We start from the raw sequence: 21,544 nt of genomic DNA, 5'->3' as shown, positions 1-21,544 counted from the left end.
CTCTCGCCCTCAGATCTTCTTCTCGCTGGCCTGCACGTACACCGTGCCCTGGCCGGACAGCTCCAGCTGGAACGCCTCGCCGGAGCCCCGGCCGATCAGATCCCGCAGGCCCAGGGAGGTGCTGAGCCTGTTCTGCACGTTGCCGCGATGGGCCACGTACGCCTGCGGGTCGACGTGGACGGGGCGCTGCGGGGTGATCGGCAGCTCGATGACGCCGCCGTGCGACAACACCGCCACCGAGCCGTGGCCGGTGAGGGTGGTGGTGAACAGGCCCTGCCCGGTCACCTGGCCGCGGATCACCCCCGCCAGCCCGCCCTGCTCGCCCAGGAACATGGTCCCCGACTGCAGCGAGGCGTCATGGACCAGCAGCCGGTCGGCCTCCACGTACAGGGTGTCGCCCTGCAGGTCGATCACGGTGACGTCCAGGCCGCCGTACCCGAACATCACCGTGCCCTGGCCGGTGACGCGCATCATCGGGACGTGCTCCCCCGCCATGGCGCGCCCCAGCGCTCCGCCGATCCCGGCGCCGGCGGTGACGGTCGGCTCGAAGTAGACCTGGCCGACGTAGGCCAGCATGGCGCCGCGCCTGCTGTACAGCTCCCGGCCCGGTCCGACCGGAGCCTGGAGCATCTTGGAGTTGATCGGGCTGAAAGCGGGCATCGTCAGATCTCCAACACTCCGCCGCCGCGCTCGGCCGGCTGGACGTACACGACTCCGTGACCCTGGTAGCGGAACTGCACGCTCTCCCCCGAGCCCTGGCCGAGGACGGTGCGCCAGTTGACGTCGGTGACGAAGTCCTGCTGCAGCTGCCCTCGATGGGCGACGTAGGCGTGCGGGTCCACCTGCAGCGGCTCGCCGGGGACGACCTCCAGCGCCACGGCCGGGCCGTCGGACAGGATCGCCACCATGCCGTGCCCCTCCACCTTGGTGGTGGCCAGGCCCTGTCCGGAGCTCATGCCGCGCAACCCGACGAACTGCACCCCGGTCCGCAGCCCGGCGTCGAGGGCCAGCAGGCTCTCCGACTCCACGTACAGCGTGTCGCCCTGCAGCGGGATCAGGGTGACCTCGGCGGCCTCGTGGGCCAGGTACACGGTGCCGTGACCGGTGACCTCCATGAGCGTCATGCCCTCGCCGGCGACCCGGCGGCGCAGCGCCCCGCGCAGTCCCTCGCCCCCGGTGATCCCCTGGCGCTTGAACGTCATCTGGCCGTCATAGGCGACCATGGAGCCGTTCAGCGCCCTGATCGTCTCGCCCATGAGGTCCACGGCGAGCATCTTCGAGCCGTTCAGCCTGAATTGCGCCACAAGCCCCCAACATAACGGTCGGCCGCCGGCCGGCGCCCGGACCACCGGTGATCGGCCGTTTCCGGACGGGGGAACCCGCGACGTCCGCACCGCCGCCCGAAGGACCCGGTTCGCCGCAAAAGATCCGCTGGTCCGGAGATCGGCGGATCATGGAAGATGTCCCCATGTGGTTCGCACCCGAGCATCGCAGCGGACGGCGCTGGATCGTGCCGGGCCTGGCGCTGGCGACGGGCGTGGCGCTGGCGGTCGCGCTGACCCTGCAGGGCCGGACCGGAGCGGGACTGGCCGCGTTGGCGGTGCTGGCGGGGTACGCCGGGCAGCTGGCCTACCGGCGGAACGAACCGGCGCTGCCGCTCAGCCCCGCGTTCGGCAGCGGCCATCGGGCGCGCGTCCATCTGCGCGCCGCCGCGTTCACCGGGGACGTGACGGCGGCCGCCCTGGTCGGCGCGGTGGTGGTGCAGGCGCTGCGGGACGGGGAGTGGCTGCCCTACCTGTGGCCGGCGGCGCTGGCCGGAGTCGTCTACACGCTGTCGGCGATGATCGCCGGCAGGATCATGTAGATCATCCGAATCCTGCGCGGACTTCCGCTCGCCGCGCCCGCCGGGCGGGCGCGGCGAGCGGGTACGGCGGCGGATGCCGCCGCGCCCCTCCCGGATGTCCTGCGTCAAGCGTCCGCGGTGCGGGCCGCCCCGCCCGAGCCGCACAGAGCGGGACGTCTGATCGGGGCGGCCGGAGCGGGCGTCGCCCGCGTCCCGCCGGATCCGCCGGCCGACGGGCCGGTGCCCGGGCATCGTGCGGGTCGGCGACCCGATGGCCTGATCCGCAGCCTGTCCCCCTGAACCCCCTGAACGCCCCCGCGCCCCCTCAGGCGGGTCCCGCGGCGTCCCGGGCCTCCCACCGCCCGTCCTCCCCCAGGGCCAGTTCCTGGGCGAGGATCGCCGCCTGGACGCGGCTGCGCAGCCCCAGCTTGGCCAGGATCCGGCTGACATGGGTCTTGGCGGTGGTCTCGGCCATGTTCAGCCGGGCGGCGATCTGGCCGTTGGACAGGCCCTCGCCCAGGCAGCCCAGCACCTGCCGCTCGCGCGGCGTCAGCTCCGACAGCCCCGGCGGAGCGGCCGCGGGGGCGGAGGGCCGTCCCGGCCCCGCGGCGAACTCCCGGATCAGCCTGCGGGTGACGGCGGGCGCCAGGATCCCCTCTCCCGCCGCCACCGTGCGCACCGCCTCGATCAGACGGTCGGCGTCGATGTCCTTGAGCAGGAACCCGGCCGCGCCCGCGCGCAACGCGCCGAAGACGTACTCGTCCACATCGAAGGTGGTCAGCACCAGCACGTCCACGCCCAGCCCGGTCAGCTCCCGGGTCGCGGAGATGCCGTCCAGGCGGGGCATGCGCACGTCCATCAGCACCACGTCGGGCCGCAGCCGGCGGGCCAGCTCCACCGCCTCCCGCCCGTCGGCGGCCTCCCCGACCACCTCGACGCCCGGGGCCGACCGCAGGATCAGCACCAGTCCCGCGCGCACCGCCGCCTGGTCGTCGGCCACCAGCACCCTGATCACCGTCGCCGTCCTCCCTCCGGTTCGTCGTCGGACGGGGCGGTCGGCAGCTCGGCCCGCACCCGCCAGCGGGCGCCGTCGGGGCCGGCGTCGAACGTCCCGCCCAGGATCGAGGCGCGCTCGCGCATCCCGATCAGGCCGCTGCCGGCGCCGGGCAGCTCGGTCGGCTCCGCGCCCAGCGGGCTCTCCACGGTGATGCTCAGCCGGCCGGGGCGATGTTCCAGGAGCACCTCGACGCGACCGGGGCCGGCGTGCTTGAGCGCGTTGGTCAGCGACTCCTGGACGATCCGGTAGGCGGCCAGCTCGACGGCGGCGGGCAGTTCCCCCGCCGTTCCGGTCACCTTCAGCCCCACCGACAGGTCGGGCCGGGCGGCGCGTTCGGCCAGCCGCTCCAGATCGGCCAGGCGGGGCGCGGCGGGCGGATCGGCCTCCTCCTCGCGGCCCTCGCGCAACAGACCGATCATGCGGCGCATCTCCGCCAGCCCCTGCACGCTGTTCTCCCTGATCACGGTCATGGCCCGGCGGACGCCGTCGCGGTCCATGTCGGGCATCCGCAGCACCGCCGCCGAATGCAGGGCCACCGCGCTGAGATGCCCGGCGACCACGTCGTGCAGCTCGCGGGCCATCCGGGCGCGTTCGGCCGTCACCGCGTTGCGCCGGTCCAGCTCCGCCAGGCGGGCCAGCTGCTCGGCCCGCTGCCGCTCCAGCTCGGCCCGATCGCGGTGGCCGCGCACCACCATCGCGGTCAGCACCGGGCTGACGAAGGTCATCCCGGCGACTCCGCCGACGATGACCGCCGCACGCCAGTCGGCGGCCAGCGGCAGGACCGCGCCGGCCAACAGCGCGGTGACGACCGCCGTGGCGGCCAGCAGCCGCCCGGCCGCGCGGCGCGGCCCGTACAGGGCGGCGGCGTACAGCGCGTCGGTGTAGATCAGCATGGTGCCCAGGCTGGGGCCGAGCACGATGTCGACGGCGGCCGCGGGGGTGGCGACGGCCAGGTCGAGCAGCGGCGAGGTGCGCCGGAACAGCATGGCCGCGCACACCCCCAGCAGCGGCGGCACCCGCCAGCCGATCCCCGGGCCGGAGCCGTCGGGGCTCCAGTGGCTGTATCCGTGGGCGCTGAGCACCAGCAGCCCCCCTGCCAGCGCCGCGACGGCCAGCAGCAGGTCATGACGGGTGGTGAGGCCGGTGGAACGCACCCGTCCATCTCACCATCTCCATGGCGGAGGCGCTCTTCTCCCCCGTCTCCTCCCCGACGCGGAGCCTTCCCCCGCACCCGTACATCCTTCGGAGGACCCGGCATTTCGGCGGGCAAGCGGAGGATCCGGCGTCCTCTCGCCGGGAGGATCGGAGCATGGACGACAACGGTGGGAACGCGCTGCTGCTCGGCGTCATCGTCGGCTGCGAGATCGGCTTCTGGGTCCTGCTGCTGGCCGGGCTGGCCGCCCGCTATCTGCTGCGGATGCGGCGCACCGGCGCGGTGCTGCTGGTGAGCGTGCCCCTGGTGGATCTGGTGCTGCTGGCGGCCACGGTGATCGATCTGCGCGGCGGGGCCACGGCCCACTTCACCCATGGACTGGCCGCGGCCTACATCGGGTTCTCGGTGGCGTTCGGGCACAGCATGATCCGCTGGGCGGACGCGCGGTTCGCCCACCGCTTCGCCGACGGTCCCCCGCCGCCCAAGCCGCCCAAGTACGGGATGGCGCGGGCCCGCTACGAGTGGCGCGAGTTCGGCAAGGCCACGGTGGCCTGGGCGGTCAGCTGCGCCCTGCTGCTCGGCGCGGTCGCCCTGGTGGGCGATGCCGAGCGCACCCGGGAGCTGCTGGCGTGGACGGGCCGGCTGACGATGGTGCTGGGGATCTGGTCGCTGTGGCCGATCACCTACACTCTGTGGCCCGCCAAGCCCAAGGGGGACGACGCCCGTCGCTCCGAGGAGAGGCGAGGAGCGTCGGTGTGAACGCCGGATCGGGCGTCCCGGCGAAGACCGCGGACGCCCGATCGGCGACCGGAGAGCGTCCGGCTCAGACGTTGAAGCCGAGGGCGCGCAGCTGTTCGCGCCCCTCCTCGGTGATCTTGTCCGGGCCCCACGGCGGCAGCCAGACCCAGTTGATCTTCACGTCCTTGACCAGGCCGTCCAGGGCGCTGGCGGCCTGATCCTCGATCACATCGGTGAGCGGGCAGGCCGCGCTGGTCAGCGTCATGTCCACGACGGCCACGCCGTCGACCACGTCGATGCCGTAGACCAGGCCCAGATCGACCACGTTGATGCCGAGCTCGGGGTCCACGACGTCCTTGAGGGCCTCGAGGATCTCCTCGTGCTCGGGTGCGATCTCGCCGACGGCCCGCTCGGCCCCGGCGGTCTCCTGGGCGCCGGTGGTCTCCTGGGCGCCGGTGGTCTCGGTCTCGCTCATGATGCCTCTCCCAGGGCTCGGGCGGTCGCGTCCTTCCACGCCATCCAGGCGAGCAGGGCGCACTTCACACGGGCGGGGTACTTGGAGACCCCGGCGAAGGCGACGGCGTCCTCCAGCACGTCCTCGTCGGGCTCGCCCTGGCCGCGCGACTGCATCAGCTCCAGGAACTCGTCCTGGATGACCATCGCCTCCTTGACCGACTTGCCGATCACCAGGTCGCTCATCACCGACGCGCTGGCCTGGCTGATGGAGCAGCCCATCGCGTCGTAGGAGACGTCGGCGATCACGGCGTCGTCCCCCACGCCCTCCAGGTGCACGCGCAGCGTCACCTCGTCGCCGCAGGTCGGGTTGACATGGTGCACCTCGGCCTCGTACGGCTCCCGCAGCCCTTTGTGGTGGGGGTTGCGGTAATGGTCCAGGATGATCTCCTGGTACATGGACTCGAGCTGCATGACGTCCTTCCTGCGACGACCTGTCCTGCTGGGTGGAACAGCCCGGGGGGGTCAGACTGTTCCGAAGAACTTCTGGGCGTGCCGGACCCCCTCGGCGAGGGCGTCCACGTCCGCGAGCGTGTTGTAGACGTAGAACGACGCCCGGGTGGTGGCCGGGATGCCGTACCGCCGGCAGATCGGCCAGGCGCAGTGGTGCCCCACCCGCACGGCCACGCCCAGCTCGTCCAGGACCTGTCCCACGTCGTGGGGGTGCAGGTCGTCCACCACGAACGAGACGGCACCGCCGCGCGCCTCGGTGGTGGTCGGGCCGATGATGCGCACGCCGGGGATGTCGCCGAGCCGCTCCAGCGCGTAGGCGGTCAGCGCCTCCTCGTGCGCGTGCACCTTGTCCATGCCCAGCTCGGTGAGGTAGTCGCAGGCCGCGGCCAGCCCGACCGCCTGGGCGGTCATGGGGACGCCGGCCTCGAAGCGCTGCGGCGGCGGCAGGAAGGTCGAGCCCTCCATCCGCACCACCTCGATCATCGACCCGCCGGTGAGGAACGGAGGCATGGCCTCCAGCAGCTCACGGCGGCCCCACAGCACGCCGACCCCGGACGGTCCGAGCATCTTGTGGCCGGAGAACGCCAGAAAGTCCACGTCCAGCGCCGTCACGTCCACCGGCTGGTGCGGCACCGACTGGGCGGCGTCCAGCAGCACCAGAGCACCGACCTGCCGGGCCCGGGCGGCGATCGGCTCGATCGGCGGGATCGTTCCCAGCACGTTGGACTGGTGGGTGAGGGCGACCAGCCTGGTCCGCTCGTTCACCAGCTCGTCCAGGTCGTCCAGGTCCAGGCGGCCGTCGTCGGTGAGGCCGAACCAGCGCAGCGTGGCCCCGGTGCGCCGGCACAGCTGCTGCCAGGGCACCAGGTTGGCGTGGTGCTCCATCTCCGACACCACGATCTCGTCGCCGGGGCCGACCTTGAACCGCTCCGCCTCCGGGCCCGCGGTGGCGGCGTTGCTCAGCGAGTAGGCCACCAGGTTGATCGCCTCGGTGGCGTTCTTGGTGAACACGATCTCGCCGGGCGCCGCCCCGATGAAGGAGGCGACGGTGGAGCGCGCCGACTCGAAGGCGTCGGTGGCCTCCTCGGCGAGCAGGTGCGCCCCCCGGTGGACCGCGGCGTTGTGCCGCTCGTAGAACTCCCGCTCGGCGTCCAGCACCCGAACGGGCTTCTGCGAGGTCGCGCCCGAGTCGAGGTAGACCAGCGGACGCCCGCCGCGCACCGTCCTGGACAGCAGCGGGAAGTCCTTCTTGATCTCCTCGGGCAGCAGGGTCATGAGACGGCCCCCGCCTTCGCGTACTTCTCGTAGCCCTCGTTCTCCAGCACCTCGGCCAGCTCGGGACCGCCCTCCTCGACGATCCGGCCGCCGGCGAACACGTGCACGAAGTCGGGCTTGACGTACCGCAGGATCCGGGTGTAGTGGGTGATCAGCAGCACTCCGGTGTCGCCGGCGGCGCTGAAACGGTTGATGCCCTCGGAGACCACCTTGAGCGCGTCCACGTCCAGCCCGGAGTCGGTCTCGTCCAGCACGGCGATCTTCGGCTTGAGCATCTCCAGCTGCAGGATCTCGTGCCGCTTCTTCTCACCGCCGGAGAAGCCCTCGTTCAGCGAGCGCTGAGCGAAGGCCGGGTCGATGGACAGCGCCTCCATCGCCTCCTTCATCTCCTTGGTGAACACCCGCAGCTTGGGGGCCTCGCCGCGCACCGCGGTCACCGCGGCGCGCAGGAAGTTCGACACCGACACGCCCGGGACCTCGACCGGGTACTGCATGGCCAGGAACAGGCCGGCGCGGGCGCGCTCGTCCACGCCCATCGCCAGCACGTCCTCGCCGTCCAGCGTGACCGAGCCGGCGGTGACCTCGTACTTGGGATGCCCGGCGATCGCGTACGCCAGGGTGGACTTGCCGGAGCCGTTCGGCCCCATGATCGCGTGGGTCTCGCCGGACCGGACGGTCAGGTCGACACCGCGCAGGATCTCCTTGGATCCGCCGGAGCCGTCGCCGACGGAGACGTGGAGGTCGCGGATCTCTAGCGTGGCCATATCTGTCTCGAAACCTTCGTGTGGATGTGGTCTTAGTCGTCCTGGGAGCCGGACCGCAGCGAGACGAGCACATCGTCCCCGTCGAGCCGGACACGGTAGGTCGGCACCGGCGCGCTGGCCGGCGGGTTGGTGGGCTTGCCGGTGCGCAGGTCGAAGCACGAGCCGTGCAGCCAGCACTCGATCGTGCCGTCGTAGACCTCGCCCTCCGACAGCGCCACCTCGGCGTGCGAGCACACGTCGCGCAGCGCGAACACCTCGCCGCCGGTGCGCACCAGCACCACCGGGGTGTCGTCGATCTCCACCGGCAGCGCCCCGTCCTCGGGGATCTCCGCCAGGCGGCAGACCTTCACGAACTCCTCGTCGCTCACCGCTCGAACTCCCGGTCCAGCTCCGCCTCGATCGCCTCCTGCACCTTCTGGCGCACCTCGGGGACCTCGATCTTGTCGACCAGCTCCCCCAGGTAGCCGCGCACCACCATGCGCCGCGCCTCGTCCCGCGGGATGCCGCGGGCCTGCAGGTAGAACAGGTGCTCGTCGTCGAGCCGGCCGCTGGCGCTGGCGTGCCCGGCGCCGACCACCTCGCCGGTGAGGATCTCCAGGTTGGGCACCGAGTCGACCCGGGTGCCGTCGGTGAGCACCAGGTTGCGGTTGAGCTCGTAGGTGTCGGTGCCCTCGCCCTCGGCGCGGATGATCACGTCGCCGATCCAGACGGCGTGCGCGTCCTGCCCCTGCAGGGCGCCCCGGTAGTCGACCCGGCTGCGGCAGTGCGGCACCGCGTGGTCGACCAGCAGCCGGTGCTCGATGTGCTGGCCGGCGTCGACGAAGTAGACGCCGTACAGCTCGGCGTCGCCGCCGGGCGCCTGGTAGGACACCGAGGGGGCGATCCGCACCAGGTCCCCGCCCAGCGAGACGACGAACCCGGTGAAGCGGGCGTCGCGGCCGAGCCGGGCGTGCTGGTGGGACAGATGGACGGCGTCGTCCTCCCAGTCCTGGAGGCTGATCACCGTGAGCTTGGCGCCGTCGCCGACGGCGAACTCCACGTTGTCGGCGTAGGTCGCCGACCCGTGATACGCCAGCACCACGGTGGCCTGCGCGAACGGCTCCACGATCACGGTGGTGTGGCCGTAGGCGGCCCGGGCCGCGTCCTCGCCGTCGAACCGCAGCACGGTCGGCCGGGAGGCGACCGCCTCCTTGGGCACGGTGACGACGGTGGCCTCGGTGAACGAGGCGTAGGCCTGAGCGCTCACCCGGTCGCCGGGCACGTACGTCCCGCCCGGCCGGGGGTCGTCGCGCCCCACCCGCTCGACCTTCACCTCGGGGGCCGCCTCGATCTCGAGGCGGATCTCGCCGCGCCCCTCGGCGCCCTTGTGCAGGTCCCGCAGGCGACGCAGCGGGGTGAACCGCCACTCCTCCTCACGACCGGTGGGCACCGGGAAGTCCGCCACGTCGTAGGAGGACTTCTTGTGCAGGGTCGACAGAGGCCTGGTCTCCAGCCCCATCAGCCGACGGCTCCTTCCATCTGCAGCTCGATCAGGCGGTTCAGCTCGAGGGCGTACTCCATGGGCAGCTCGCGCGCGATGGGCTCGACGAACCCGCGCACGATCATCGCCATCGCCTCGTCCTCGCTCAGACCGCGGCTCATCAGGTAGAACAGCTGGTCCTCGGACACCTTGGAGACGGTGGCCTCGTGCCCCATCTCCACGTCGTCCTCGCGGACGTCCACGTACGGGTAGGTGTCGGAACGGCTGATGGTGTCGACCAGCAGCGCGTCGCACTTGACCGTGGACTTGGAGTGCTCGGCGCCCTCCTGCACCTGGACCAGGCCGCGGTAGGAGGTGCGGCCTCCGCCGCGCGCCACCGACTTGGAGACGATGGTGCTGGAGGTGTGGGGGGCGGCGTGCACCATCTTGGCGCCGGCGTCCTGGTGCTGGCCCTCACCGGCGAAGGCGATCGACAGGGTCTCGCCCTTGGCGTGCTCGCCCAGCAGGTAGACCGCCGGGTACTTCATGGTGACCTTGGAGCCGATGTTGCCGTCGACCCACTCCATGGTGGCGCCCTCGTAGGCGACGGCGCGCTTGGTCACCAGGTTGTAGACGTTGTTGGACCAGTTCTGGATGGTCGTGTAGCGGCAGCGGGCGTCCTTCTTGACGATGATCTCCACGACCGCCGCATGCAGCGAGTCCGACGAGTAGATCGGCGCGGTGCACCCCTCGACGTAGTGCACGTAGGCGCCCTCGTCGACGATGATCAGGGTCCGCTCGAACTGGCCCATGTTCTCGGTGTTGATCCGGAAGTAGGCCTGCAGCGGGATCTCCACGTGCACGCCCGGCGGCACGTAGATGAACGAGCCGCCCGACCACACCGCGGTGTTGAGCGCGGCGAACTTGTTGTCGCCGGGCGGGATGACCGTGCCGAAGTACTCCTGGAAGAACTCCGGGTGCTCGCGCAGCCCGGTGTCGGTGTCGACGAAGATGACGCCCTTGCGCTCCAGGTCGTCGCGGATCTTGTGGTAGACGACCTCGGACTCGTACTGCGCCGCCACCCCGGCGACCAGGCGCTTCTTCTCGGCCTCGGGGATGCCGAGCTTGTCGTAGGTGTTCTTGATGTCCTCGGGGAGCTCGTCCCAGCTGGCGGCCTGCTTCTCGGTGGAGCGGACGAAGTACTTGATGTTGTCGAAGTCGATGCCCGACAGGTCCGAGCCCCAGGTGGGCAGCGGCTTCTTCTCGAACAGCCGCAGGCCCTTCAAGCGCAGCTCGAGCATCCACTCCGGCTCGTTCTTCTTGGCGGAGATGTCACGGACGACCTCTTCGCTCAGGCCGCGCTTGGCGGAGGCGCCCGCGGTGTCCGGGTCGGCCCAGCCGAACTTGTACTTGTCGAACCCTTCCAGCTCGGGGTGGGTTTCGATAGTCATAGGGAGGCCCTCCCGGACTCCTCGTCGTCGTTGTCTCGTCTCGCCTGGGATGCGCCGTCGGTCCCGGCGCTCAGGTCGCGCGGGCTGACGTGGGTGGTGCAGATCCCGTCGCCGTGCGCGATGGTGGCCAGCCGCTGCACGGGGGTGTCCAGCAGCCGGCTGAACGCCTCGGTCTCGGCCTCGCACAGCTGCGGGAACTCCGCGGCCACGTGCGCGACGGGGCAGTGGTGCTGGCACAGCTGCTGCCCGCCGGCGCGGGGGGCGCTGACGGCGGCCGCGGCATAACCGTCGGCCGACAGCGCCTCGGCCAGCACGCGGACCCGCTGGTGCGGCGGAGCCGCGCGGACCACCGGACGGTAGCGCCGTTCCAGATCGGCGATCTGGCGCCGGGCGAACTCCGACACCGCGGCGCCGCCGGCCTTCTCGGCCAGGAACCGCAGCGCGGCGGTCGCCAGGTCGTCGTAGGCGTGCACGAACGCGCTGCGCCCGGCGTCGGTGATGGCGAACCACTTGGCCGGCCGGCCGCGCCCGCGGCGGGCCTGCGGACGCACCCGCCTGACCTCGATCATGCCCTCGGCCAGCAGCGCGTCCAGATGCCGCCGGACGGCGGCGGGGGTGAGGCCGACCCGCTCGCCCAGCGCCGACGCGGTGATCGGGCCGTGCTCGAGGATGAGCCGCGCCACGCGGGCACGCGTGCTCCGCTCGCCGTGGCCGTCGGCCGTCCCGGCGAGCGAAGGCACGCTGGTCCTCCCGCCCACGTTTTTCACAACATCAGTGTGGCGTAATTCCTTCCCCCGCCACAAACGCCGCCGGATGCAGTACCTCACGCAGGTAAGCCTTACCTAAGCTGCGAAAACGCGGCGGCGCGGAGCCGGGGCGGTGCCCGGCGCCGGCCCGCTCCAGGCCGGGACGGACGGCGGGGAGGACGGGCCGACGGGCCGCCCGGACGCCCCGGGGAGCACCCCCTCCCCTCCCGTCACCGGGGGCGCTCGCGGGAGGGCCCGGAGACCGACCTAGACTCAGGGTCATGGTTCCCCCCGGCGAGTGCGCGGTCGAGCTGGAGGCGCTGGTCAAGCGCTACGGCTCGATCACCGCCGTGGACGGCATCGACCTGCGCGCCGAGCACGGCGCGATCACCGCGCTGCTCGGGCCCAACGGCGCGGGCAAGACCACCACGATCGAGATCTGCGAAGGCTACCGGCGGGCCGATTCGGGAACGGTCCGGGTGCTGGGCCTGGACCCCGTCCGCGACGCCCGCGAGCTGCGCCCCAGGATCGGGGTGATGCTGCAGTCCGGCGGGATCCCGGGCACCGCCCGCGCCGGAGAGTGGCTGCGCCTGATCGCCTCGTTCCACGCCCGGCCGCTGGATCCGGCCGCGCTGCTGGACCGGCTGGGCCTGGCGGCGCAGGCGCGCACCCCGTTCCGCCGGCTGTCGGGAGGCCAGCAGCAACGGCTGTCGCTGGCCGCGGCCGTGGTGGGGCGGCCGGAGCTGGTGTTCCTGGACGAGCCCACCGCCGGGCTGGACCCGCAGGCCCGGCACGCCACCTGGGAGCTGGTGACCGGCCTGCGCGACGCGGGGGCGAGCGTCATCGTGACCACCCACCACATGGACGAGGCCGAACGGCTGGCCGACCAGGTGGTCATCGTGGACCGGGGCCGGGTGGTGGCGCGCGGCACCCCGGCCGAGCTGACCGGGGCCGAGCGGCAGCTGCGGTTCCGCGCCCGACCCGGGCTGGGGCTGGAGGAGCTGCTGGCGGCGCTGCCGCCCGGCAGTGTCGCCAAGGAGTCCCCGGCCGGGCACTACCTGATCGAGGGGGACGTGCAGCCGGAGCTGCTGGCCACCGTGACCGCCTGGTGCGCCTCGCACGGGGTGACCACCGAGGATCTGCGCATCGAGCGGCGCACTCTGGAGGACGTGTTCCTGGAGCTGACCGGACGGGAGCTGCGCTCGTGAGCGGCACGCTGGACCTGACGCCCGCCCCGGCCGCCGCGCCGCTGCGCGCGATGGTGGCCGCGCAGGCGTCGTTCGAGCTGCGCACCCTGCTGCGCAACGGGGAGCAGCTGCTGCTCACCATGGTCATCCCGGTGCTGCTGCTGGTGCTGTTCTCCACGACCGGCCTGCTGGACCTGGGGCCCGGGGAGCGGGTGGACTTCCTGACGCCGGGCGTGCTGGCGCTGGCGGTGATGTCGACGGCGTTCACCGGACAGGCCATCGCCACCGGGTTCGAGCGCCGGTACGGGGCGCTCAAGCGGCTGGGGGCCACCCCGCTGCCGCGCGGCGGGCTGATCGCCGCCAAGACCCTCGCGGTGCTGGCGGTCGAGCTGATGCAGACGGCGCTGATCTGCGCGGTCGCCCTGGCGCTGGGCTGGAGCCCGCACGGCGGGATCGGCGGCGCGCTGTCGGCGGTCGCGCTGGTGCTGGCGGGCACGGCGGCGTTCAGCGGGTTCGGGCTGCTGATGGCCGGGACGCTGCGCGCGGAGGCGACGCTGGCCGCCGCCAACCTGGTCTACCTGCTGCTGTTGGCGCTGGGCGGCGTGGTGTTCCCGCTGGACCGCTTCCCCGCCGGGATGGCCGCCGCGCTGGAGCTGCTGCCGATCGCGGCCCTGTCGGACGGGCTGCGCCAGGTGCTGCAGCAGGGCGTCGCGCTGCCGGCGGGCGCGCTGGCGACCCTGCTGGCGTGGGCGGTGGTCGGACCGGTCCTGGCGGCCCTGTTCTTCAAGTGGGAATGACGGCCTCGGCCGAGGCGGACGGCTCGCATCGGCGCCCGAGCCGGCGGATCCGGGTCCCGCGCCGGCTGTCCATGGAGGCGATCCCGCCGCCCGCGCTGGTCCTGCTGGGCGTGGTGTCGGTGCAGGCCGGCGCGGGCGTCGCCAAGCACCTGTTCGCGGTGCTGCCGCCGTCGGCGGTGGTGCTGCTGCGGCTGGCGACCTCGGCGGCGGTGCTGGGGTTCCTCAGCCGCCGGGCGCTGCGGACCCTGCCGCGCGACCACACCCGCGGCGACCTGGCCGTGGCGATCGCGTTCGGGCTGACGCTGGCGGTGATGAACGCCTCCATCTACCAGGCGTTCGCCCGGATCCCGCTGGGGGTGGCGGTCACCATCGAGTTCCTCGGGCCGCTGGCGGTGGCCATCGCCTCCTCGCGCCGGGCGCTGGACCTGGTGTGGGCGGCGCTGGCGTTCCTGGGGGTGGCGTCGCTGGCCCGGGGCGACGGCGCCGTCGATCCGGCGGGGGTGGGCTTCGCGTTGCTGGCGGGCGCGGCGTGGGCGGGGTACATCCTGCTCAGCGCGGCCACCGGCAGGCGGTTCGCCGGCTCCTCGGGTCTGGCGGTGGCCAGCATCGCGGCGGCGGCGGCGATGCTGCCGCTGGGCGCCGCCGCGGGCGGGACGGCGCTGCTGAACCCGGTGCCGCTGCTGCTCGGGCTGTGCGTGGGCCTGCTGTCGTCGGTGATCCCGTACTCGCTGGAGCTGGAGGCGCTGCGGCGGATGCCGGCCCGGGTCTTCGGGATCCTGATGAGCCTGGAGCCGGCGGTGGCGGCCCTGATCGGCCTGGTGGTGCTGCAGGAGGTGCTGTCGCCGGTGGAGTGGGCCGCCATCGGGTGCGTCATGGTCGCCTGCATCGGCGCCACCCGGGGCGCGCCCGAGGCGCCCGAGGCCTGAAAACCCGAGCCGGGCCGCCCCGGCGGGGGGACCTCAGGCGGGCTGGGGGACGGGGCCCCCGGCCGGGGCGGGCGCCCCGCCGGGGACGACGAGGGGACCGCGCGTGCGGGTGGCGAAGCAGACCCGCAGCACGGCGATCCACAGCACCGCCGCGCCGAGCATGTGCAGCGCCACCAGGATCTCGGGCACGCCGAGGAAGTACTGCACGTACCCGATCGCGCCCTGGGCGAGCTCCAGCGCCAGCGCCTCCAGGGCGCGCCGCCGCACCGCGGCGGGCGCGCCGGTCCGCCACAGCGCGACCACGAGCGTCGCGGTGAGCGCCACGGTCAGCCAGGCCAGCAGGCTGTGCACGCGTGTGACCTGCACGATCTCGAAGGAGAACCGTTCGGCGCGGTCGTCGCCGGCGTGCGGGCCGGTGCCGGTGACGACGGTGCCCGCCACCATCAGCGCCGCCGTCGCGGCCACCAGGGCCAGCGTCAGCGCGCGCACCCGCTCCCCCACCAGACGGCGGGCCGGCTCGTCGCCCTCCCCGGCCCGCACCCACAGGGCCACCGCCGGGACCAGCACGACCGGGGACAGCATGAAGTGCCCGGCCACCACCGCCGGGTGCAGGTCGCTGAGCACGGTCAGGCCGCCCCAGAGGGCCTGCGCCACCACCCCCGCCGGCTGCAGCGCGGCCAGCAGCACCAGGTCGCGCCGCCGCGGCGCCGAGCGCCACGTCGCCGTCAGCACCGCGACCGCCGCGCCCAGCACCAGGAAGGTCAGCGTCCGGTTGCCGAACTCGATGGCCATGTGCACCGGCGAGTGGTCCGGCGAGGACGTCGGGATCATGCTCTCGGGGGTGCACTTGGGCCAGGTCGAGCAGCCCAGTCCGGACTTGGTGAGCCGGACCGCACCGCCGGTGACGATGATTCCGGCGTTGACGATCACTGAGAACAGCGCCAGTGCGCGCACCGACCCGGGGGTCGGGCGCCAGATCGCGTCACGGAGTCTGACCAGGGGATTGCGGGTGCGGTCGGTCACGGCACTCATGGTATGGCCGCACCCCCGAGGTCCCGTCCGGGCCCCCGCGGCTCATGCCCCGGGCGGCGGCCCGGGCGGGTCCGCCCAGGGCTCGGGCGCCGGTCGCAGCCCGGGAACGGACAGGAACGCCCGGCGGGCCGCCGCCATCAGCTCCAGCAGCGCGTCGCGCCGCTGGACGAGCCAGGCCGGGTCGGCGGTCCCCCGTTCGGCGCGCTTGTGCAGCAGCGCCAGTTCGGTGGCCGCCAGCTGGTAGTCGCTCATGGCCCGCGCCGCCGCCGGGCCGCCGACGGAGCGGGCCCACCGGCGGGCGGCCCGGCGGGTCGCCATGCTTCCCAGCATCCGCACGTCCTGCGGCGTGACCAGCCCGGTCGGCTGGTAGGCGGGCAGATAGCGGGCGATCCGGTGGACGGTGTCGCGTCGTTCCACCGCCACCACGACGATCAGCGCCAGCAGCAGGAGGAAGTCCATCACATAGACGACGACCAGGCCGAACGCGCCGAACGCGGTGGCGCCGTTCCACAGGCCGTGCAGCACCATCGCCGCCAGCAGCCCCAGCGCCGGCGCCACGACCCGGCCGGTGCGATGGGTGGCCGACCAGGCGACGCCCAGCCCGAGCATCGAGGTGAACAGCGGATGGCTGAGCGGGGCGATGATCCCGCGCAGCACGAACACCGCGGTGAGCTGCTGGGCGCCGCCCTCCTCCAGGGCCCGGATGTAGTAGGTGACGTTCTCCATCATCGCGAAGCCCAGGCCGACCATCGCGGCGTAGAGGATCCCGTCGGCGAACCCGTCGATCTCGCTGCGGTGGAACCACAGCAGCCCGAACAGCACCGCGCCCTTGAGGGTCTCCTCCACCAGCGGGGCGCCGAGGGTGGCGCTGATGAAGTGCCCCTCGGCCTCCCCGAACGTCGGCACCGTGAGATAGATCATGCCGGCGGTGTTGAGGATCAGCGCGCCCAGCACCGCCACCCCGGCGCCCCACATGAACGACAGCAGCACCGTGCGGGGCGGTTCGGGCTCCATCCGGTCCAGCGCCAGCACCAGCGCGGTCAGCAGCGGCACCGGAAGGATCGCCAGCAGCAGCGCCGCCACGAACCCGACCCCGCCGAACCAGGCGTACAGGCCGAGCATGATCAGCGCGCACAACGAGGAGACGACAAGGCCGATGATCAGGCCGATGGGCGGCCGTCCGGGGACCCGTCCCTCCAGCACCGCCTTGGAATCCACGCGCACCATGCGGCGAGCGTAATCGACCGGCGACCGCTCTCCGCAGGTCACGGACCCGCCCCGCGGTCCGCCGGGAGCGGTCCGCGGGACCGCGCGCGGGGCCGGGGCGCCGCCCGCGCCGGTGGGCCGGGGGCGGCGGGATCGCGGCCGGCGGGGTCAGAACAGCAGCGGGTCGAAGGCGACCGCCGCGAACAGCAGCGCCAGGTAGGCGTTGGAGAGGTGGAAGAAGCGCATCGGCCGCAGCTTCACGCCGGTCAGCCCGGAGCGGACCCGGTGCAGCAGCCGATGCCCCTCGGCCAGCAGCACCGCGCCGAGGACGAGGGCGACCGCCCCGTAGACGACGCTCATCCCGGCGACCGGCCACAGCACCAGGGAGCACAGCACGGTGGCCCAGGTGTAGGCGAGGCTCTCCAGCACGACCCGCCGCTCGCCGGCCACCACCGGCAGCATCGGCACCTTGGCCACCGCGTAGTCCTCGCGGTACCGCATCGCCAGCGTCCAGGTGTGCGGCGGGGTCCACAGGAACACCACCATGAACAGCACGAAGGGGGGCCAGTCCAGCGAGCCGGTGACGGCGGCCCAGCCGATCAGCGCCGGCATGCAGCCGGCGATCCCGCCCCACACCACGTTCTGCGGGGTGCGCCGTTTGAGCAGCAGGGAGTACCCGAACACGTAGTAGACGATGGCGCCCGCCGACAGCGCCGCGGCCAGCGCGTTCACCGTCAGCGCGAACCCGACGGTCGACGCGGCGGCCAGCACGATCCCGAAGGTCAGCGCCTCGGTGGGGGTGACCTGGGCGCGGGCCAGGGGGCGCCGCCGGGTGCGCCGCATCTTGGCGTCGATGTCCCGGTCGATGTAGCAGTTGATCGCGTTGGCCGCGCCCGCGGACATGGTGCCGAACACCAACGTGGCCAGCGCGGTCTCCAGCGGCGGCAGTCCTCCGGCCGCCAGGAACATCGCCGGCAGCGTCGTGATCAGCAGCAGCTCGATGACCCGCGGCTTGGTCAACGCCACATAGGCGCGCAGCAGGGCGCCGAACGGGCGGCGGGCCGCGTGCGCCGGCACGGCGGCGTCCACCGCGCCGACCGTGGCCGTGCCCGCGATCTCGGTCCCGGGCTTGTTGATGAGCACCGTCACAGCTGATCCATGTCCATGTACGTCCCGGAGGTCCCCGACCCCCGTCGGTGCCCCCGAGACCGGGCCGCACCTCGTCTGTGGAATGTGAACAAAGCGGCCTGTCGTCAACCGCGCAATCACTGTAGTGCGGCGCCCCCGAGGTCCTTGCACCGGGGCACCGAACGGGGGACGCCCGGGGGGCCGCCGGACGCCCCGCCGGGTGAGCGCGAGACCACCCCGGCGTTCCCCCCGACGGGTGGTTAGGGGCGCGGGGGTCGGGGCAAGGGTGGGACGGGCATGCCGGTGCGCCGCGGCACGCCCGCCGAGGCCCCGCGGGACGATCAGGCCGGATGCTTCTTGGATAGGCTCGGAGCCGCGGTGCGCAGGCGGTCCCGGTCCTGACGAATGGAGCGACGAGCGGTGGCGTGATCCGGACGACGGTCCGGGCCGCACGGCGGAGTGAGCAGTGCGTCCGCCTGTGGGAGGCGGACGCGGACCCTGGAGAGGAAACTGAGCGTTCCGGTGACTACGGACAGCAGCACGATCGAGTGGTCCGATCTGGACCGGCGGGCCGTGGACGTGATCCGCGCCCTGGCGATGGACGCGGTCGAGGAGGCGGGCTCGGGGCACCCGGGAACCGCGATGAGCCTGGCCCCGGCCGCCTACCTGCTCTTCCAGCGCTTCCTGCGGCACGATCCGACCGACCCGGCCTGGCCGGGCCGGGACCGGTTCGTGCTGTCGGCGGGGCACTCCAGCCTCACCCTCTACATCCAGCTGTACCTGTCGGGGTACGGGCTGGACATCACCGATCTCAAGCAGTTGCGCAAGTGGGGCAGCCTCACCCCCGGCCACCCCGAGCACGGGCACACCGCGGGCGTGGAGACCACCACCGGTCCGCTGGGACAGGGCCTGGCCAACGCGGTCGGCATGGCGATGGCGGCGCGCCGGGAGCGCGGGCTGTTCGACCCCGACGCCGATCCGGGCACCAGCCCCTTCGACCACCGCATCTGGGTGATCTGCTCCGACGGCGACATCGAGGAGGGCATCAGCCACGAGGCCTCGGCCCTGGCCGGTCACCAGAAGCTGGGCAATCTGATCGTCCTCTACGACGACAACCACATCTCCATCGAGGACGACACCGCGATCGCGATGTCGGAGGACGTGCTCAAGCGGTACGAGGCCTACGGCTGGCACGTGCAGCGGGTCGACTGGACCGCCGGCGGCGAGTACCGCGAGGACGTGGGCGCGCTGGCGCGGGCGCTGGAGGAGGCCGAGGCGGTCACCGACCGGCCGTCGTTCATCGCGCTGCGCACCATCATCGGCTGGCCCGCCCCCAACAAGAAGAACACCGGCAAGATCCACGGGGCGGCGCTGGGCCCCGAGGAGGTGGCCGCCACCAAGCGGATCATGGGCATGGACCCCGAGCAGACGTTCGTGGTGCCGCCCGAGGTGCTCACGCACGCCCGCAAGGTGATCGATCGGGGCCGCGAGCTGCACGCCGAGTGGACCGAGGCGTACAAGGCGTGGCGGTCGGCGCACCCCAAGCGGGCCGCCGAGTACGACCGGATCTCCGAACGGCGGCTGCCGGCGGGCTGGACCGACGCGCTGCCGACGTTCCCGGCGGGCAAGGAGATCGCCACCCGCGCCGCGTCCGGGGAGATCCTGACCGCGCTGGCGCCGGTGCTGCCGGAGCTGTGGGGCGGGTCGGCGGACCTGGCCGAGAGCAACAACACCACGATGAAGGGCGAGCCGTCCTTCATCCCCGAGGAGTTCCAGACCAAGGCGTTCCCCGGCAACCGGTACGGCCGCACCCTGCACTTCGGGGTCCGCGAGCACGCGATGGGGGCGATCTGCAACGGCATCGCCCTGCACGGGGGCACCCGGCCGTACGGGGGCACGTTCCTGGTGTTCAGCGACTACATGCGGCCGGCGGTGCGGCTGGCGGCGCTGATGAAGCTGCCGGTGACGTTCGTGTGGACGCACGACTCGATCGGGCTGGGCGAGGACGGGCCGACCCACCAGCCGGTGGAGCACCTGTGGTCGCTGCGCGCGATCCCGGGCCTGGACGTGGTGCGCCCGGCCGACGCCAACGAGACCGTGGTGGCGTGGCGGACGATCCTGGAGCACACCGACCGGCCCGCCGGGCTGGCGCTGACCAGGCAGAAGGTGCCGACCTTCGAGCGGAACGGGGAGCTGGCGTCCGCCGAGGGCGTCGCCAAGGGCGGCTACATCCTGGCCGACGCCTCCAACGGCCGCCCGGACGTGATCCTCATCGCCACCGGCAGCGAGGTGTCGATCGCGCTCGAGGCGCGGCGGATCCTGGAGTCCGAGGGCACCCCGACGCGGGTGGTGTCGATGCCGTGCGTGGAGTGGTTCGAGGCGCAGGAGGAGTCGTACCGCTACCACGTGCTGCCGCACTCGGTGCGCGCCCGGGTCGCGATCGAGGCCGGGGCCGGGCTGGGCTGGCGGACCTACGTCGGCGACGCCGGCGAGATCGTCAGCCTGGAGCACTTCGGCGCCTCGGCCGACTACAAGACGTTGTTCCAGCAGTTCGGCTTCACCCCGGACCGGGTGGTCGCCGCCGCGCACGCCAGCCTGATCAAGGCCGGTGTGGAGGGCCAGGGCCGCGGCGAGACGACCGGGAACTGACACACCCGTCACAGCGAGGAGACACCGGTGAGCGAGACACTGCACAAGCTCTCGAGCGAGGGCGTGGCGATCTGGCTGGACGACATCAGCCGGGACCGGCTGCGCACCGGCAACCTGGAGGACCTGATCCGCGACCGGCAGGTGGTCGGGGTCACCTCCAACCCCACCATCTTCGCCAAGGCGCTGAGCAAGGGCCGGGCCTACGACGAGCAGCTGCGCGACCTGGCGGTGCGCGGCGTGGACGTCGAGGAGGCCGTCCGGATGATCACCACCTACGACATCCGGTGGAGCTGTGACGTGCTGCGGCCGGTGTACGAGCGCAGCGACCACGTCGACGGCCGCGTGTCCATCGAGGTGGATCCGCGGCTGGCCCGGGACGCCGAGAGGACCGTGGCCGAGGCGCGGGCGCTGTGGTGGCTGGTGGACCGGCCCAACCTGTTCATCAAGATCCCGGCGACCCGGGAGGGGCTGCCCGCGATCACCCAGGCGATCAGCGAGGGCATCAGCGTGAACGTGACGCTGATCTTCTCGCTGGAGCGGTACGGCCAGGTCATCGACGCCTACTTCGAGGGCCTGGAGAAGGCGCGCGCGGCGGGCCGGGACATCTCCCAGATCGCCTCGGTGGCCTCGTTCTTCGTCAGCCGGGTGGACACCGAGATCGACAAGCGGCTGGACAAGATCGGTTCGGCGGAGGCCAAGTCCCTCAAGGGCAAGGCGGGGGTCGCCAACGCGCGGCTGGCCTACGCGCTGTACGAGGAGAAGATCGCCTCCGACCGGTGGAAGGCCCTCAAGGACGCCGGGGCCCGGCCGCAGCGTCCGCTGTGGGCCTCGACCGGGGTGAAGGACCCCTCCCTGCCCGACACCCTCTACGTGGAGGAGCTGGTGGCGCCCGGCACGGTGAACACCATGCCGGAGGCGACGCTGGAGGCGGTGGCCGACCACGGGCGGATCCGCGGCGACTCGGTCCGCGGCGCCTACGACGAGGCCCGCGCCCACATGGCCGCCCTGCAGGAGGCCGGCGTGGACTACGACGACGTCGTGCGGGTGCTGGAGGAGGAGGGCGTGGACAAGTTCGAGGCGTCCTGGCAGGAGCTGCTGGGCACGGTCGAACGCGAGCTGGCCGACAAGGGGGGCGCCCGGTGACGTCGGTGGTCACTGCGGGCGGCG

General features: G+C 72.8%; 22 protein-coding genes. 7 read left to right on the top strand and 15 right to left on the bottom strand.

The window, feature by feature from the left end; all coding sequences use genetic code 11:
* Positions 1–9: 9 nt before the first annotated feature.
* Both EIO00_RS07915 and EIO00_RS07910 read right to left on the bottom strand, forming a co-directional pair.
* Positions 10–660, bottom strand: a complete 651-nt coding sequence (locus EIO00_RS07915; RefSeq protein WP_140176689.1) for an AIM24 family protein — start codon at positions 658–660, stop codon at positions 10–12.
* A 2-nt stretch (positions 661–662) separates the two neighbouring features.
* The gene (locus EIO00_RS07910; protein WP_140176687.1) at positions 663–1,304 is read right to left on the bottom strand and encodes an AIM24 family protein; all 642 of its coding nucleotides are present in this window, start codon (positions 1,302–1,304) and stop codon (positions 663–665) included.
* A gap of 164 nt (positions 1,305–1,468) precedes the next feature.
* Between EIO00_RS07910 and EIO00_RS07905 the strand changes: the two genes are divergently transcribed.
* Positions 1,469–1,864 carry an ABC transporter permease gene (locus EIO00_RS07905; protein WP_140176685.1) on the top strand — a complete coding sequence of 132 codons (396 nt, stop codon included), beginning with the start codon at positions 1,469–1,471 and terminating at the stop codon, positions 1,862–1,864.
* Between the two features lie 304 nt (positions 1,865–2,168).
* Here the strand turns inward: EIO00_RS07905 and EIO00_RS07900 are convergent, their stop codons facing one another.
* Together EIO00_RS07900 and EIO00_RS07895 are read right to left on the bottom strand one after the other, a co-directional pair.
* Positions 2,169–2,858, bottom strand: coding sequence for a response regulator (locus EIO00_RS07900; protein WP_140176682.1), 690 nt, complete (start codon positions 2,856–2,858; stop codon positions 2,169–2,171).
* Positions 2,855–4,054, bottom strand: a complete 1,200-nt coding sequence (locus tag EIO00_RS07895) for a sensor histidine kinase (RefSeq protein ID WP_140176680.1) — start codon at positions 4,052–4,054, stop codon at positions 2,855–2,857. The genes EIO00_RS07900 and EIO00_RS07895 overlap by 4 nt, the downstream gene beginning before the upstream one ends.
* A gap of 155 nt (positions 4,055–4,209) precedes the next feature.
* Here EIO00_RS07895 and EIO00_RS07890 point away from each other — a divergent pair, with 155 nt between their 5' ends.
* Entirely contained in the window at positions 4,210–4,812 is a 603-nt protein-coding gene (locus EIO00_RS07890; RefSeq protein WP_206664072.1) for a hypothetical protein, read from the top strand.
* A gap of 64 nt (positions 4,813–4,876) precedes the next feature.
* Here EIO00_RS07890 and EIO00_RS07885 read toward each other — a convergent pair whose 3' ends face one another.
* The 8 genes from EIO00_RS07885 to EIO00_RS07850 are packed head-to-tail and all read right to left on the bottom strand — an operon-like array spanning position 4,877 to position 11,446.
* Complete coding sequence (locus EIO00_RS07885; RefSeq protein ID WP_140176678.1) at positions 4,877–5,266, bottom strand: metal-sulfur cluster assembly factor; 390 nt, start codon at positions 5,264–5,266, stop codon at positions 4,877–4,879.
* Positions 5,263–5,718 carry a Fe-S cluster assembly sulfur transfer protein SufU gene (sufU, locus tag EIO00_RS07880; RefSeq protein WP_140176676.1) on the bottom strand — a complete coding sequence of 152 codons (456 nt, stop codon included), beginning with the start codon at positions 5,716–5,718 and terminating at the stop codon, positions 5,263–5,265. The genes EIO00_RS07885 and sufU overlap by 4 nt, the downstream gene beginning before the upstream one ends.
* A 51-nt stretch (positions 5,719–5,769) precedes the next feature.
* Entirely contained in the window at positions 5,770–7,032 is a 1,263-nt protein-coding gene (locus EIO00_RS07875; RefSeq protein ID WP_140176674.1) for a cysteine desulfurase, read from the bottom strand.
* The gene (sufC, locus tag EIO00_RS07870; RefSeq protein WP_140176673.1) at positions 7,029–7,796 is read right to left on the bottom strand and encodes a Fe-S cluster assembly ATPase SufC; all 768 of its coding nucleotides are present in this window, start codon (positions 7,794–7,796) and stop codon (positions 7,029–7,031) included. Before sufC ends, EIO00_RS07875 begins: the two co-directional genes overlap by 4 nt.
* Before the next feature lie 32 nt (positions 7,797–7,828).
* Positions 7,829–8,164: a non-heme iron oxygenase ferredoxin subunit gene (locus tag EIO00_RS07865; RefSeq protein ID WP_140176672.1), complete on the bottom strand. Its 336-nt coding sequence runs from the start codon at positions 8,162–8,164 to the stop codon at positions 7,829–7,831.
* Positions 8,161–9,294 carry a Fe-S cluster assembly protein SufD gene (gene sufD, locus EIO00_RS07860; RefSeq protein WP_140176671.1) on the bottom strand — a complete coding sequence of 378 codons (1,134 nt, stop codon included), beginning with the start codon at positions 9,292–9,294 and terminating at the stop codon, positions 8,161–8,163. Before sufD ends, EIO00_RS07865 begins: the two co-directional genes overlap by 4 nt.
* A complete protein-coding gene (gene sufB / locus EIO00_RS07855) occupies positions 9,294–10,706 on the bottom strand; it encodes a Fe-S cluster assembly protein SufB (RefSeq protein ID WP_140176670.1) in 1,413 nt (470 codons plus the stop codon). Before sufB ends, sufD begins: the two co-directional genes overlap by 1 nt.
* Positions 10,703–11,446 carry a helix-turn-helix transcriptional regulator gene (locus EIO00_RS07850; protein ID WP_241661207.1) on the bottom strand — a complete coding sequence of 248 codons (744 nt, stop codon included), beginning with the start codon at positions 11,444–11,446 and terminating at the stop codon, positions 10,703–10,705. The genes sufB and EIO00_RS07850 overlap by 4 nt, the downstream gene beginning before the upstream one ends.
* 287 nt (positions 11,447–11,733) lie before the next feature.
* Here EIO00_RS07850 and EIO00_RS07845 point away from each other — a divergent pair, with 287 nt between their 5' ends.
* The 3 genes from EIO00_RS07845 to EIO00_RS07835 are packed head-to-tail and all read left to right on the top strand — an operon-like array spanning position 11,734 to position 14,362.
* Complete coding sequence (locus EIO00_RS07845) at positions 11,734–12,660, top strand: ABC transporter ATP-binding protein (protein WP_140176668.1); 927 nt, start codon at positions 11,734–11,736, stop codon at positions 12,658–12,660.
* Positions 12,661–12,710: 50 nt separating this feature from the next.
* Positions 12,711–13,436 carry an ABC transporter permease gene (locus EIO00_RS07840; RefSeq protein ID WP_140176909.1) on the top strand — a complete coding sequence of 242 codons (726 nt, stop codon included), beginning with the start codon at positions 12,711–12,713 and terminating at the stop codon, positions 13,434–13,436.
* Positions 13,433–14,362 carry an EamA family transporter gene (locus tag EIO00_RS07835; protein WP_140176667.1) on the top strand — a complete coding sequence of 310 codons (930 nt, stop codon included), beginning with the start codon at positions 13,433–13,435 and terminating at the stop codon, positions 14,360–14,362. The genes EIO00_RS07840 and EIO00_RS07835 overlap by 4 nt, the downstream gene beginning before the upstream one ends.
* Before the next feature lie 33 nt (positions 14,363–14,395).
* Here the strand turns inward: EIO00_RS07835 and EIO00_RS07830 are convergent, their stop codons facing one another.
* From EIO00_RS07830 to EIO00_RS07820, 3 genes are all read right to left on the bottom strand, one after another.
* A complete protein-coding gene (locus EIO00_RS07830; RefSeq protein ID WP_140176666.1) occupies positions 14,396–15,394 on the bottom strand; it encodes a COX15/CtaA family protein in 999 nt (332 codons plus the stop codon).
* Positions 15,395–15,436: 42 nt separating this feature from the next.
* A complete protein-coding gene (locus EIO00_RS07825; protein ID WP_140176665.1) occupies positions 15,437–16,621 on the bottom strand; it encodes a PrsW family intramembrane metalloprotease in 1,185 nt (394 codons plus the stop codon).
* 147 nt (positions 16,622–16,768) lie between these two features.
* Complete coding sequence (locus tag EIO00_RS07820) at positions 16,769–17,689, bottom strand: heme o synthase (RefSeq protein ID WP_241661222.1); 921 nt, start codon at positions 17,687–17,689, stop codon at positions 16,769–16,771.
* Between the two features lie 561 nt (positions 17,690–18,250).
* Here EIO00_RS07820 and tkt point away from each other — a divergent pair.
* Together tkt and tal are read left to right on the top strand one after the other, a co-directional pair.
* Positions 18,251–20,377, top strand: coding sequence for a transketolase (gene tkt, locus EIO00_RS07815; RefSeq protein WP_140176663.1), 2,127 nt, complete (start codon positions 18,251–18,253; stop codon positions 20,375–20,377).
* A 27-nt stretch (positions 20,378–20,404) separates the two neighbouring features.
* The gene (gene tal, locus EIO00_RS07810) at positions 20,405–21,520 is read left to right on the top strand and encodes a transaldolase (protein ID WP_140176661.1); all 1,116 of its coding nucleotides are present in this window, start codon (positions 20,405–20,407) and stop codon (positions 21,518–21,520) included.
* Positions 21,521–21,544 lie beyond the last annotated feature (24 nt).

It is taken from the genome of Thermomonospora catenispora (assembly GCF_006363815.1).
Lineage (GTDB): Bacteria > Actinomycetota > Actinomycetes > Streptosporangiales > Streptosporangiaceae > Thermomonospora > Thermomonospora catenispora.
The sequence above is the reverse complement of the archived record's forward strand: the minus strand, read 5'-3'. Positions and strand labels throughout refer to the sequence as shown.